The sequence below is a fragment of the Psychrobacter sp. DM4 genome (assembly GCF_051307035.1).
GTDB lineage: Bacteria > Pseudomonadota > Gammaproteobacteria > Pseudomonadales > Moraxellaceae > Psychrobacter.
Genome location: NZ_CP195536.1, coordinates 322,296 through 335,592, shown reverse-complemented (window position 1 = coordinate 335,592; position 13,297 = coordinate 322,296). Strand labels below are relative to the sequence as shown.

Here is a 13,297-nt window from a genome sequence, read left to right as displayed (position 1 = left end):
TTATTTTGAAGCTTATTGAAAAGGACCGCGATTAAGAGATAATCGCGGTCTTTTTGTTAGTACTACTGATTCAATGCTGTCAGCGTTTTCTCAAACTCTTGGCGTCCAATCTCACCCACTTGCTGAGTGATGAGCTGCCCGTCTTGATAATACAGCAGCGCTGGTGGGCCAAAGAGCTGGAAACGCGCCAAGATAGCTTTAGAGTCCTCTGTTGTGTCCGTAATATCTAGACGTACCAGTTGCCACTCTTGCATCTGTGCTGGACGGTTTTGAAATAAATTTTTGTCCATGATTCGGCATTCAATACACCAGTCAGCGGTTACATCAACGATGACTTTGGGGCTGTCGGCAGTAATAGCTTCCAACTGAGCCAATGTGGTAATAGTTCTATCGTTAGTGCTACTGTTACTAATATTAGTATTGACTGTGGACGTAGCGCTTAGAGAAGCCAGCGGATATAAGCTATCGTCATTGCCCAAAGCAGCACCGATAATCAAACAAGCTGCCCAAATACCTGCGATAAGTGCGAGCGCTTGGGTTAGCATACGTCCGCGGCCGATCCAGCGCCATGCCCACATGGCAACGACCATAAACCACAGTGCCCATACCAGCAGCATCACTGATGAGACAAACACGCGCTCAATGAGAAGTAATGCCACCGCAAATAAGAGCAGCGCAAAACCTTGTTTGATCCAGTCCATCCACACGCCTGCTTTTGGCATGATTTTGCCTTGGGTGGCACCAATAAGGATAAGCGGCGCTGAGAGACCAAAACCCAGCATAAATAACGCTGCAAATCCAAGCCATGGACTACCAATCGTAGAAACGGCAAGGAGCGCGCCGAATAATGGCGCTGACACACAAGGGGATACCACAAGTGCGGACAAGAACCCTGCAACCAAGCTGCCACCTGTGCTACCCAGTTTACTATCACCTGCTTGGCTTAAACCTTGCATTTTACTACTGATAACTTGCGGCAGACGAGTAGTAAATACGCCGAGCATATAGAGCGCTAGAAGTATAAATACGATAGCAAAGCCAATCAAAATAATAGGGTTCTGTAGCCAACCTATGATGCCAAGTGATTCACCGAAGATGGCGATCACAGCACCGAGTATTCCGTAAGCGGTCGCGACCCCAATGGCATAGCTGGTCGTCAAAACCACACCTTTTTTGACCGTTGGATTCTCTTGACGACCCACGATGTTAGCGACGATAGGTAACATCGGCAATACGCAAGGCGTCAGTGCTAGACCGAGTCCTGCCAAAAATAATAGCAACAGTGCTAACCAAGGATGCGTTGCTAGACCAAATGGGTCACTATCGACAAGATTATCAGTAGCCGCATTATTTATACTTTCTGAACTAGCGCCGATAGTACTGCTATCTGAGACTAAAGTTGTGCTCATAGCATTAGGGTTAATCGGCTCTGCGGTACTGTCTGATAATTCATTTTCGTCTGTAATTACCTGCCCATCAGCAAAAACCGTTTCATCGTTAGCAGTCTCTCCTGTTTCAGCTGTAGTCCTATCTATAGCCGCATTAGTGCTCGTATTGCTTTGTTGGATATTATTAGTTAGCGCTGCTACAGTCTTAGCTTGTGTGTTTTTGACGGCTGGCGTAGCGGCGGCATTGGTATCAGTATTAGTAGCTACCTCTTTGTCTGTAGTGGCTTTGGTGTCCGCACTGGCTGCTGGCTTAGGCGTCGAATTTTGCGGCGTAGCAGCGATGCTCACTGTAGTATTGATTTTTTCTGGTGGATAGCACAGACCCGCTTTGGCGCAGCCTTGCCAGCCAATTACTATTTTTGCCTCATCTATACTATTACCCGTAGTATTCGTGAGCGTCGTTGTCGCTACCATATTGCTTTGATCAAATATCGGCACTTGCCCAAAGGTAGGATCGTCGATAGATTTTGACGCTTGGCTATAGGTAAAAGGAGCAGCCTTTACGCCTGTAGGCAGTGTCAGCTTGATCTGGTCTTTATAGACATAGTGCTCAGGGGTAATATCAAAGTTGATCGCTAAGCGAGTACCTGTACCAGTCGCCTTACTATCAATAGGCTTGCTACTACTAGTGACTTCAAACGCCTCATTGACTGGCAAAAATTTGCTTTGCGCGGCGCTCTTATTGCCGAATAGATCACCTAAACTTGCAGCTTGGGTCGGTACTGAGGTCACAGCAATACCGCCCATTATTGAGCTGCTGGCTAGGACAATGGCAAATGCATAAGACTTTTTAGCAGATATTTTTTTGAGCATTTTAATCTCTACTGACATAAACATTGACCTTTGATTAGACCTTTACCATCCGAACTTTTATTGTTGTTATAAATAGGATTTAAAGATAAAAAATATCAACCAATAAAACCTTATTGATTGATACGTGATGGCTATAAATATCGATAGTGTGTATGACAGATTTGTCTATTTCACCAACTTCGTAGAACGGTTATCACTATAGCTGCGCGTAGATATCAGCATTCAAGTCTTCACCGCCTTGTTGACCATCGCCTCCTAACGAGAACAGATCATAGGGTCGACTCTCACTACCTGGTGCAACATACTGCATCTCATTCTCCCAACCATCGGTTGGATAGCCGCCTTTTATGTAGCCGCCTTCTGGATAGTTTTTGGCGTCGGCAGGCGGCGTTGTAAGCGCATCTAAGCCTTGTGCCGTAGTCGGATAACGAGAATTATCGACCTTGTACATATCAAGAGCGTTCGACACGGTGGCCAGCGCCGTTTCTGTAGTCTTAACGCGAGCTTTATCGCTTTGTCCAACGACCCGTGGCACGACCAAGCCTGCCAAAATAGCAAGAATGACGATGACGACCATAATTTCGATCAAGGTAAAGCCTGATTGATGAGCGGTTACCGCCTTGACTTTTGATTGATAAAAATTACTGCTATTGAACGGCTCTGTAACGGTATTGTGCGTTTTAGTCGTTTGTAAAGTATCTTCCATTGATATGCTCTCAGTTATAGTCATTGCTTAATTATTTTTTAATTATTAATTTTTAGATCTAAAAAAGTAAAATAGCGTTTAGACCTTTAACTCTAATTCTTTGCATCTTAAATATTAGGTTTAAATTAATGTCACTATAGTACAATTATTTATTTAGGCAAACAAATTATCCTAACAAACTGTCGCTTATCGACTCTCTTAAATATAACAGCGCCAGCCGTCTACTATAGCTCATCGACCTCGCTTACGGCACCAGTCACTATCAATAGACAACAACGAGCAAAACTTGCGAAACCTTGGATAGGATTAGGTGGGAGATTCAATATTAACGGTAAAACTTAACAGGCAAACTAGAGGCATTTTTATATCAATACCGTTCGTTTATTCAAGATGAGAACATACCCTAGCCTGCTAAATCATTCATATTGACGATGGGTAACATCACCGCCATAACGATAATCATCACGATGACACCCATAAAAACGAGCATCAACGGTTCGAGCAACGACAATAAAGTGCTGATAAAATTGGTTGCTTCCGCCTCTTGCATGTTCGCCGCGCGGCTGAGCATGTTTTCAAGCTCGCCTGAATTCTCTCCACTTTTGATCATTTGTACCATCATGGGTGGAAAATACGCAGATTTTTCTAGCTGACTTGAGAGGCTTGCGCCTTCTGTTACTCGATCGGCAGCCGTGATAATGGTTTGCTGGATATGTAAGTTGGTGGCAACCGCCGCGCCAATATGTAGCGCCTCAATCAGCGGCACCCCTGAGCGCACCAGTATCGCTAAAGTGCTGGCAAATCGCGCCGCGTTTAACCCTTTAGATAACCGCGCCAAAATTGGCAATCTGAGCACTACGCTATCTATAGTCAGTTTGCCCGCTTGCGTCTGCGCAAAACGGTAAAACAAAAACGACACGCTCGCTATCACTAGCAGTATCAGCCACCACCACTGGGTAATAGCATTAGATAGCGTCAGCACGACTTGAGTAATAAGGGGCAGTGCCTGCTCTGATTGCTCAAATACCTTGACAATTTTGGGCACAACAAAGCTCATAAGTCCCATAATAACGGCAACCGCCATGACCATCAGCACGATAGGATAGACCATAGCGCCTTGGATTTTCTTCTGTAGAGCAAAGCGGTTTTCGGTGTAATCCGCCAACTGATTCAGAATAAGATCTAGATGACCGGACTTCTCGCCTGCTGCGATAGTCGCAATATATAAAGGCGGAAAACTGGCCGCTTGCTGTAGTGCACGCGCAAGGCTCAGACCTTCTAAGACATGAGAGCGCACGGCTAGCATCAAGGATTTGATATGAGTTTTTGGCGATTGCTTTGCGACAGCGGCTAGGGTTTCTTCCAGCGGAATACCAGCGGCAAGCAATACTGACAGCTGGCGGGTAAGGAGTGCAAGCTCATAAGCAGAAGGTTTTTTGTAGCGGCTTTTGTTTTGACTTTGTCTATCATTGACGGCGTTGACTTCGACAGGTGTCCATGCTTTGTCACGTAGTTGCTGACGGACTTGCCGCGCAGAATCACCCTCTAGCAGTCCTTTCTTCATACTGCCGTGGTCATCAAGCGCCTTATAATGATAAGCGGGCATAACAGCAATATCCTAAAAGAGCGGCAGTGGAATGGGATTAGTACAAATGATCTAGAATAAGGGCGTTGAGTCATTGCTCTCAGGCATCATGCCCTGAAGCAGCAACACATCCAAGTGCTGCTGTTGCAATTTTTTGTCGAAGTCATTGACCTCTGCGATAAGCATTTTTTCGATGCGTTTGTCTGTCGCATAAACGCTCAAGCGCGCACAGATGACTGCCAGCTGATAAATTCGCTTTTTACAGTAGCCATCCAATCCTTGTAATAGTCTGACCATATGGGGCGTCTCAAGACTAGCGTACTCGTAGGCACTCACTGCTTGTTCACTAAGGGCGGTGACATTATAGCTGACTGATAAATGCGCGCAAAAGTAACAGCTAAATAAATAGCCGACCACGTGACCGATATAATAGCCGCGATCATAAGTGAAGCTACTCACGCCAAAGTGACTCAGTACATAGTTATTCAAACTGGCTTTGTCTGCTATCGGTTTAGAGCTTTTGAGCTTGCCGATAGTTGGCAGGCGTAGCGGGTTTTGACCGTCTTGAGAGGTAAGCTGCCACCCTGCTGGCTGCTGGGCGGGCATATGGCGCACGATATCGGCAACGATATCATCAACCACGTGTAATTGTTGCCAAAGTCGCTCTAAAGGCTGAGTGTCAATAAGGCCGCGTTTATCGAGATTTTGTGCCAGTAGATAGTGCTGGTACTCGGCGAATTGGGTTTTTAGGGTCTGTACCAAGTACGTCGGTCGCGTGCTAGCGGCGACCGTATAAAGCTGCTGCGTGCGCTGGTGCTGAGTATGATATAGCGCTAGGCGCTGATCCACCACACTAGATGCCAGCTCTGAATCATTTAATTGAGTATCTATAGTTGTATCAGTGATAAACAAAGCAAGCAGCGCCGTCTTGTCTACTGAACTATTCTGAGTAGCACTATGACGGTCATGTACCAAGGTATGAGAGACCAAGGCGCTTTGCTGACTATCATTATTTGATTCGGACGTCGATTGAGTCATAGCACACCACTAGCAGCGAAATAAATAGGTCACGTCAATATCACATAGCTTTTATACAAGTTAGTTTTGACGTCTCACCCTTCTATAGTACCTGAAGCTAGGTAAGTTGTCAGCTATGTCAGATGTGATTAGTAATTTAAAATCAGCGGTTTAAGGACGTAGGCTTGTCATTTAAGGTTGATATAAGAATAACCAAAACGGCCATGCCAAGACCTACAATCCTGACATGACCGTTTTAATTTAAATACGCTTAGACATTAATCACTAGTCACAAGCTTTCTGAGATAACGCTGGCGATACGCTTTTGGTGATATGCCATGAACCCGCTTGAACGCTTGACTAAAAGTTGAATCAGAGGCATACCCTACCAGCTCACCGATACGGCTGATACTGTTTTGTTGCAAACGCAAATAGCGCGCCGCTAAACGCAAGCGATAATCGGTCAAATAAGTCAACGGCGGCATGCCTACCACGTCTTTGAAGCGCTGAGCGAAGCTTGATCGCGACATACCCGCAACTTCAGCTAATCCATGAATAGTCCAACTATGCTCTGGTGCGTCGTGCATCACCGCCAAGGCTTTGGTCAAAAACGGATCTTTCATAGCGCCAAGCCAGTTGTCTGTAGCCTCAGGCAGGCTTTCTATATAAGTCCGCAAGCTCTCAATCATCATAATGCTTGCCCAGTGATTGATGACCGCCGTTTTGCCCATACGCTCGCGCTGTGATTCTAGGGTTAGTAGTTTGATTTCGACATCAACGACTTCAAATCGACTGTTAGAATCAGAATTGACTTCAGGCAGTATGGAAGGTAATACAGAGAGTAGTGGACGTACCATCTCTTTGTCATATTGACATTCAATCAAAATCATAGAGACATTGGCGTCGCCGCCGCTATCGAGCTCTAAAGTATTATTGATACAGTTGGCGAGCCTGTCGTCTAACGACTTTGCTTCGTTACCGTTATGATTTAGCGCATAGCTTCTGTGATGAGCAGAGCTCGATAGCATAATGGTATCACCAGCCTTTGCTTGGCGGATCTCATCGCCGACATCGATGCAAAAACTACCAGATAGCACAACATAGAATAGGATGGAGTCTTGTCTATCAATAGAAAAAGACCAATTACCAGTGCCATTTAGACGGTAATACTTAGTTTCAAACAAATGCACATTTTGTAGCAACACACTTAGTGCGTCCATTTATTTATCCCTTAGTGGTTCGATGATCAATAGGCAAGCTTGCCAAGATAACTAACGAGCTCCTATTAAACCATACAAATCCATTCTAGTGGACAGAGACTAAAAACATAAATACGTTGAATGACTATTGGTTTCGATTCGGCTACAAGGATTGGTCGCATCGTTCAAAGATAAAGCATGTATTTAAAAAAACAGCAAAACGCAGACGCAAAAAATTGCCAATAAAGGCAAGCGTTTTGTAAAATAATTTTGTAGAAAAAATCAGGGGAATAAAATAATTGGGGCGACTGATGGGACTCGAACCCACGACCACCAGGATCACAACCCGGGGCTCTACCAACTGAGCTACAACCGCCATAACTGATGCCAACGATAGGCAAAATTTGCAGGCTAAATGGTGCGCCTGGCAGGATTCGAACCTGCGGCCACCTCCTTAGAAGGGAGATGCTCTATCCAGCTGAGCTACAGGCGCTCTTAAGGGCTTTTTATATAGTAGGTTTAAAAAAAGATAACAAAACCATTATACATAAAAAAAAGCCTGTAAGGCTCTCAAAATAGATGGTCGGAGTGATAGGATTCGAACCTACGACCCTCTGGTCCCAAACCAGATGCGCTACCAAACTGCGCCACACTCCGATGTACTCTATCTTTACTACTATAGGATAATCTTCAGCTCGTTATCAGCAATGCTGCTAACTGACTAACGATCATCGCTATCGAGGTGCATATATTAAGGGCTAAGGCTGATAGTGTCAACACCTATTTTTAAGTATTTTATAAATGCTTTATATTCATAGCTCAAGGTAGCAGCTGATATCTTATTTTTAAGATTATCGGTGTTACTTATAAGGATGGTCACTGACAAATTCGCCATTGAGCTCACCTTTTAGCACATTGAACGGCATAAGCCATAGCTTAACAAAAGGTGGGTTTTGAGTCTTGTCTTGTTGCCTTGACTCTATGTTGTGTCGTTGCTGCAGCGCCATAGGTTGCCTACCATCACCTAGTACGGGGTATACAAGCCAGATGTGTTTGGCTCGATAAGCCTGCGCGTAGCTGGTTAGCTGATAGGCATCGCCAGTTTTTATTGCGCCCGCTTGGGTTATAGCCTTCCATTTGATATCGATCACGTGGCTACAACGATTCTCTAGATTTGTATCGGCTTTAGCTATCAGGTGCTGAGATTTGAGATCTTTGTGACGGATCAACAAATCAGGTCGCATGGACAACCGAGTCTGCCCTGCCTCATCACTCAGCCATAGGCTCTGCGCTTGATACAGTGGCTCGTAGTTGGGATTAATAGTCCTAAGCCTAGCTGCGATACTCAGGCTTGCCCACTGCTCAAAGGCTTGGTTCATATTGAAAAGGATACACAAGCGCATTTTGGATGAGCCAAACTTGCTTTGACCATTAAGGCCGCTACCTGCCTCCATATCCGATTGCTTGAGTAACCAGTAAGCCAAATCTAACAGCTGCTGCGCGCCGCGCCGCTGAGGTAACCCTAGCGACTGACTGACGAGTTGATACTTTGCCTGTTTGTATACCTTGTCCAGCTGATAGCGCTCATGACGATCAAGCGCTACTATTTGTCGCCACGGTCGCAATACGGTCATTGGCATAGACTTATCTAGCAAAGGCTCAAGCAGCACAAGCGCGCTCTTAATCAAACGATTAGCGATAGCGTCTTGGCCTAGCGTACTAACGTTACAGACAAACTTGTGCGGCTGATGGCTATTGCGTTTGAGCTGCTCCTTAATCATCAGCTTACCTTGCATAAGTGTCTCATTGCGGATCTGCGTTTGATACTGGCTACTTGGTCGATAATAAGACAGGTGCTGAAGGAACTGGGTAACTAGCCATTCTGATAACGGAGGCGCTGTTGGTGATGCTCTCGAAGCAAAGGGCGCTAAATGCGCGCTTAAGTGCCCAAAATTCTTGGTGCTACGTGAAAATTGGTTGGAATCAGTGAGCGCTATTAGCATAGCTTGTACCCATAGGCGCGTCTGTGCGAGGCTATTATTCGTCTTATCTACCCCTTCATCTTCTATGATAGGTTTGGGCAAAATCTCAAGCATACTACCACTTGGCAGCAAAACAATGCCTACATAATGTCCTACTTTGAGCTGCCATTGACCTTGTTTGCGCTTGATAGTAAATACTGTTAATTCTTCGCTTAGTAGCCAATCAAAATCTGTCGTCCATACAAAATCTCGCTCTGTTAAATACTGATGTTCAAAGACTGTGATCGTTGAGAAGCTGTTCATATTTGAGCCGTATTCACTGAATTAATAAAGGCGCTGATAAACGAACGGCTTGGCAAATTCGCCACTCCTAGCGATAAGCTCAGCATTAATCGTATAACTACTTAGGCTCATAGACTGCCCTAAGAACGCGTTTTGGTTCATAGGGCTTTGCTGTCTTAAAGAAGTATCGCTCGTCTCTAATAACGAATGGTGATCTTGAATAAACTGCGCGCTTGTAGGCTGCTGCTCATCATTCAAGATATACTGCAAAATAGTGAGCTGCCCATCAGCCGCTTGCACTAACTGAGGAATGATTTGCTCGATCAGTGCGCTTTGTAACTGCTCAAGGGTCGTCACAGACCATAAGAACGCATGACCCAGCTGCGCATCAGACCCAAGCGTCTGTATGACACGAGTATTTATACCTGATAATATTTTGCTCAGATCGATCTCATCTGCGCCGCTTTTTGTAGTATCAGGCACCTGTATTATGGATAACAATGCAGGCTGCGGCGGACAATCGATAAAACGAAAACGTCGACGCAATGCCATATCTAGCGGCGCAAGCGAATGATCTTGAGTGTTCATCGTGGCGTAGATATCGACATTGGCAGGTACACCAAAGGCTCGCCCAGAATAAGCCAAATTGACAGTCATTGCATTAGGCAAACCCAAGCGCTTATCAGGTTCAATGAGACTCAGCAGCTCACCAAATACACGTGAGACATTGGCGCGGTTGATCTCATCGATCAAGATAGCATAGCGCTGTTCGGGGTCACGTAGCGCACGCTGGCATAGTTTTAAGAATGCCCCGTCCTGAATGTCGTAGCTCACTTGCGATGGCTTGTTTGCACTAACAACAGGCCTTATCCCCTCTACAAACTCCTCGTAACCATAAGCTTGATGAAAGCTGACCATGCTATAGCGCTGTTGGTATAACGCCGTTGAGGTAGTGTCAGCGCACGCTTGCTGATACTCTTGTAGTTGCTGTTTTAGCACAGATAGTGACGCAATATCTGGCAATAAATACCAAGCGCCGCTGTCACTTTTGTCAAAGTAAGCTTGCCCCGCTCTATTGTCGATACTGACCGTTTTTGACTCTACTGGGCTGTGCATTTGTAGCACCGACCAAGCGGTGCTGCCTAAATGTTTATCACGCTCGTTTTGCGCCGCTTTGGCCCAAAAAAACTCATGCTCTATCAGCTCTGGCACTTTGATCAAGTCCTGTCCTTGGATTTGCCTCTCCAAAAAAACAAGACAAATCACCTCGCGCCAGCTGCGCTCTTGTAATAGCTGCATAAGCAAATGCTCGCTATCTATGTGCGGTAGGTAGTCAGTATACTGCTGAGCTATTTGTAGTAAACGGTGAGTTTTGCCGGTACCTGCGACGCCAGTATAAATAATATTGGTAGGGAGAGTTGGCAAATCAGGCTCCAGTAGGTTCATTGAGATAAGGGGTATAGATGGCGACTATATGAGCGCCTAAGTTCAAGGTAAAAATGACAGACCGATATCGATTGAGGTAATATGTTTATCAATACTGTTATCAGCTTAGTTTGCTAAAGTTAAGCGCTCTAGATTTAAAATGGCTAGTTTTGGCGTCGATAAGTTTATAGTTGCTAGATTCAAGCTCGTTAAGTTAAGCGCGCTAAGCTACAGTATATTCAATCTATCATTATGCTCAATTTGAGGGATCTTGTATGTCAGGATTATTTAAAAAGTTACCAAAAAAGCTGGCCAAAAAACTACCAGTCAAAGTATCTGATACTACTAGCATGCAATTGGATCAACCAAAAAGCAGCTTAAAGCCTATTAATAATCAATTTACCAAGCTGTTATCTATCACCAAGTATTTACCATCAGCGGCGCGCTCCAAGATTTTATCAAAAGCCTTTGGCAAAGTGGTGCCTTATGTCGGTACGACAGGTATCTGCTATGAGACCGTTGATCCTAACCAAGTCATCGTCAGCTTAGACAATGACAAAGCGGTACAAAACCATATTGGCTCTATTCATGCGGTGGCAATTACTTTACTAGCAGAGACAGCGACTGGGTTTATTTTGGGTTTGAATCTGCCCTCTGATCGAGTGCTATTGATAAAATCTTACTCAGTAAATTTCTATCGACCCATCAAAAAAGGTCAAATCGCCGCGGTAGCCAGTCTCTCTGATGAGCAGCGCCAACATATCTTGGATACCCCAAAAGGCGAAATGGTCATTCCTTGTGTTATTGAGGATCGTGAGTCTGATAGCGATCGTGACCCTATTACCGTCGAGATGCTATGGGCATGGATACCTAAATCTGAGCTGGAAGCACGGCGCCAAGGCAAGACTGATAACTCCTCAGACACAACGCTTGACGCTAATACTCAGAGTGACAATGAGCAGAGCGATCACGCAGATGACGATAAGAAAGACGAGAATCTATAAAGTATATAATAAGAGTAAACAGGCCTAATCGATAAAACGTTTGGGCTTTAGTCCTACTACCCGATAACAATATCATCAGTTGTAGCGCTCTCTTTGGTCACTCGCAACACCTCTTCCAATGTCGTTCGTCCTGCTATTACTTTGTGCAAGCCATCTGCGCGAATCGATGGCGTTTGCAAGCGAGCATAGGCTTCAAGCTCGTACTCAGCGGTATTGCTATGTATCATTCGGCGCAAAGGATCATCGATGGGCACGACCTCATATATCGCCGTACGTCCTTTAAATCCGGACTGATTGCACTTATCACAGCCGACAGGTTTTGGTAGCTTAATAACACCCTCGTTCATGCTTACATCTAAGTTGATTTCATCAAAGAGTTTGGTCTGTTCACTATCCGCTATTTGCCAAGTATGACAATGAGTACACAGCGTACGTACTAGTCGCTGCGCCACTACACCAATCAAGGACGAAGACAATAAAAATGGTTCAACACCCATGTCCTGCAAGCGCGTAACCGCACCGATTGCGGTATTAGTGTGTAACGTTGAGAGCACCAAATGTCCCGTTAGTGACGCTTGCACTGCAATCTCAGCGGTCTCGATATCACGAATCTCACCGACCATCACCACATCAGGATCTTGACGAAGCATCGCACGTAGGCTCTTAGCAAAGGTCATATCGACCTTGCTATTAACCTGCGTCTGTCCAATGCCATCTAGCTGAAATTCAATCGGGTCCTCTGCGGTCAAGATGTTACGCGTTTGATCATTGAGGTCAGTAAGTGCTGAATATAGCGTCGTCGTCTTGCCTGAACCGGTAGGCCCTGTGACCAAGATGATACCGTGCGGGCGATGAATCAGACGTTTGAGCTCGGTATAATCGTTATCTGCAAGTCCTAAATAAGTCATATTTAATCGGCCTGCTTGCTTATCAAGCAAACGCATCACCACGCGCTCACCGAAACTTGATGGCAGCGTTGATACGCGCACATCAACCTCACGCCCTGCTAGCCGCAAGCTAATACGTCCATCCTGCGGTACGCGCTTTTCGGCGATATCGAGCTTGGCCATGACCTTTATTCGTGACACCAAAAGCGGCGCTAGTTGACGTTTTGGAGTGATGATTTCTTTGAGCTCTCCATCGACGCGAAAACGAACCACCAAGCGCTTCTCAAAGGTTTCGATATGAATGTCTGACGCACTTAGGCGAATGGCTTCGGACAGTAGCGCATTGATCAGGCGAATGATGGGCGCGTCGTCTTGGCTATCCATGAGATCTTCAGTTTCAGGAACGCTATCGGCTAGGCTATCTAGATCAGGATGATCCTCTAAACCGGCGGCGATATGTTGAGATTCGCCCGTATTATTGGCGTAGAGCGCATTGAGCCTTTTTTCAAAGTTATCTGTGTCAATACTTTCATAATTGGGTATACTGCGCACGCCTTGCTGCTGCAAAAACCGCATCGCCTCATTAATAGCAGACAAAGGCGTTGCTTTGGTTAGTACCAAGGTTGGCGGCACCTCAGGGTCGATAGCGAGCACGACTAAAAGCTGATGGCGTTTTGCAAAACTGTACGGCAGTGGCATCATAAAAGCGACCTGATAGTCAGAGTGTGGGTCAAACCCTTGTTCAAATGTAGACAGAACGCATAGGTAGATAATTACCAGCAGTGAGCGCCTGCAAGTTTGTTATAATAGCATTTTGTTATAAACTGCGCTTAATCAAAGCAGGCTTTGATCGCCACTATCATATTAGTATGAGGATAGCGGCGCAGCACTGCTTTTTAACGCTCGTTTTCTATACCCGTTCCACTATTTTTACGCTATAGTTGTAACC

General features: G+C 45.3%; 9 protein-coding genes and 3 tRNA genes. 1 reads left to right on the top strand and 11 read right to left on the bottom strand.

Features of this window, described 5'->3' with window-relative positions; genetic code table 11:
* Positions 1 to 62: 62 nt before the first annotated feature.
* The 10 genes from ACR64G_RS01525 to ACR64G_RS01480 form a co-directional block, all read right to left on the bottom strand.
* On the bottom strand, positions 63 to 2,279 hold the full coding sequence (locus tag ACR64G_RS01525; RefSeq protein WP_435979803.1) for a cytochrome c biogenesis protein CcdA: 2,217 nt from the start codon (positions 2,277 to 2,279) through the stop codon (positions 63 to 65).
* Between the two features lie 178 nt (positions 2,280 to 2,457).
* Positions 2,458 to 2,967 carry a type II secretion system major pseudopilin GspG gene (gspG, locus tag ACR64G_RS01520; RefSeq protein ID WP_435979802.1) on the bottom strand — a complete coding sequence of 170 codons (510 nt, stop codon included), beginning with the start codon at positions 2,965 to 2,967 and terminating at the stop codon, positions 2,458 to 2,460.
* 403 nt (positions 2,968 to 3,370) lie between these two features.
* Complete coding sequence (gene gspF / locus ACR64G_RS01515; RefSeq protein ID WP_435979801.1) at positions 3,371 to 4,573, bottom strand: type II secretion system inner membrane protein GspF; 1,203 nt, start codon at positions 4,571 to 4,573, stop codon at positions 3,371 to 3,373.
* A gap of 51 nt (positions 4,574 to 4,624) precedes the next feature.
* Positions 4,625 to 5,590, bottom strand: coding sequence for a hypothetical protein (locus ACR64G_RS01510; RefSeq protein ID WP_435979800.1), 966 nt, complete (start codon positions 5,588 to 5,590; stop codon positions 4,625 to 4,627).
* Between the two features lie 257 nt (positions 5,591 to 5,847).
* Positions 5,848 to 6,789 (bottom strand): AraC family transcriptional regulator, encoded by a 942-nt coding sequence (locus ACR64G_RS01505; RefSeq protein WP_435979799.1) that lies wholly within the window; start codon positions 6,787 to 6,789, stop codon positions 5,848 to 5,850.
* Positions 6,790 to 7,068: 279 nt separating this feature from the next.
* Positions 7,069 to 7,144, bottom strand: a tRNA-His gene (locus tag ACR64G_RS01500).
* A gap of 40 nt (positions 7,145 to 7,184) precedes the next feature.
* Positions 7,185 to 7,261 (bottom strand) — tRNA-Arg (locus ACR64G_RS01495).
* An 87-nt stretch (positions 7,262 to 7,348) separates the two neighbouring features.
* Positions 7,349 to 7,425: transfer RNA gene (locus tag ACR64G_RS01490), tRNA-Pro, on the bottom strand.
* A gap of 203 nt (positions 7,426 to 7,628) precedes the next feature.
* Complete coding sequence (locus tag ACR64G_RS01485; protein WP_435979798.1) at positions 7,629 to 9,053, bottom strand: McrC family protein; 1,425 nt, start codon at positions 9,051 to 9,053, stop codon at positions 7,629 to 7,631.
* A gap of 21 nt (positions 9,054 to 9,074) precedes the next feature.
* Complete coding sequence (locus tag ACR64G_RS01480) at positions 9,075 to 10,457, bottom strand: McrB family protein (protein ID WP_435979797.1); 1,383 nt, start codon at positions 10,455 to 10,457, stop codon at positions 9,075 to 9,077.
* 275 nt (positions 10,458 to 10,732) lie between these two features.
* Between ACR64G_RS01480 and ACR64G_RS01475 the strand changes: the two genes are divergently transcribed.
* Positions 10,733 to 11,461, top strand: coding sequence for a DUF4442 domain-containing protein (locus ACR64G_RS01475; protein ID WP_435979796.1), 729 nt, complete (start codon positions 10,733 to 10,735; stop codon positions 11,459 to 11,461).
* A gap of 56 nt (positions 11,462 to 11,517) precedes the next feature.
* On the opposite strand, the gene gspE is transcribed toward ACR64G_RS01475, so the two are convergent.
* The gene (gspE, locus tag ACR64G_RS01470; protein WP_435979795.1) at positions 11,518 to 13,050 is read right to left on the bottom strand and encodes a type II secretion system ATPase GspE; all 1,533 of its coding nucleotides are present in this window, start codon (positions 13,048 to 13,050) and stop codon (positions 11,518 to 11,520) included.
* Between the last annotated feature and the right edge of the window lie 247 nt (positions 13,051 to 13,297).

Excerpts from the sequence above, each read along its gene's own strand:
- ACR64G_RS01525 (WP_435979803.1), bottom strand. The coding sequence starts at position 2,279 with ATGTCAGTAGAGATTAAAATGCTCAAAAAAATATCTGCTAAAAAGTCT.
- gspG (WP_435979802.1), bottom strand. The coding sequence starts at position 2,967 with ATGGAAGATACTTTACAAACGACTAAAACGCACAATACCGTTACAGAG.
- gspF (WP_435979801.1), bottom strand. The coding sequence starts at position 4,573 with ATGCCCGCTTATCATTATAAGGCGCTTGATGACCACGGCAGTATGAAG.
- ACR64G_RS01510 (WP_435979800.1), bottom strand. The coding sequence starts at position 5,590 with ATGACTCAATCGACGTCCGAATCAAATAATGATAGTCAGCAAAGCGCC.
- ACR64G_RS01505 (WP_435979799.1), bottom strand. The coding sequence starts at position 6,789 with ATGGACGCACTAAGTGTGTTGCTACAAAATGTGCATTTGTTTGAAACT.
- ACR64G_RS01485 (WP_435979798.1), bottom strand. The coding sequence starts at position 9,053 with ATGAACAGCTTCTCAACGATCACAGTCTTTGAACATCAGTATTTAACA.
- ACR64G_RS01475 (WP_435979796.1), top strand. The coding sequence starts at position 10,733 with ATGTCAGGATTATTTAAAAAGTTACCAAAAAAGCTGGCCAAAAAACTA.
- gspE (WP_435979795.1), bottom strand. The coding sequence starts at position 13,050 with ATGATGCCACTGCCGTACAGTTTTGCAAAACGCCATCAGCTTTTAGTC.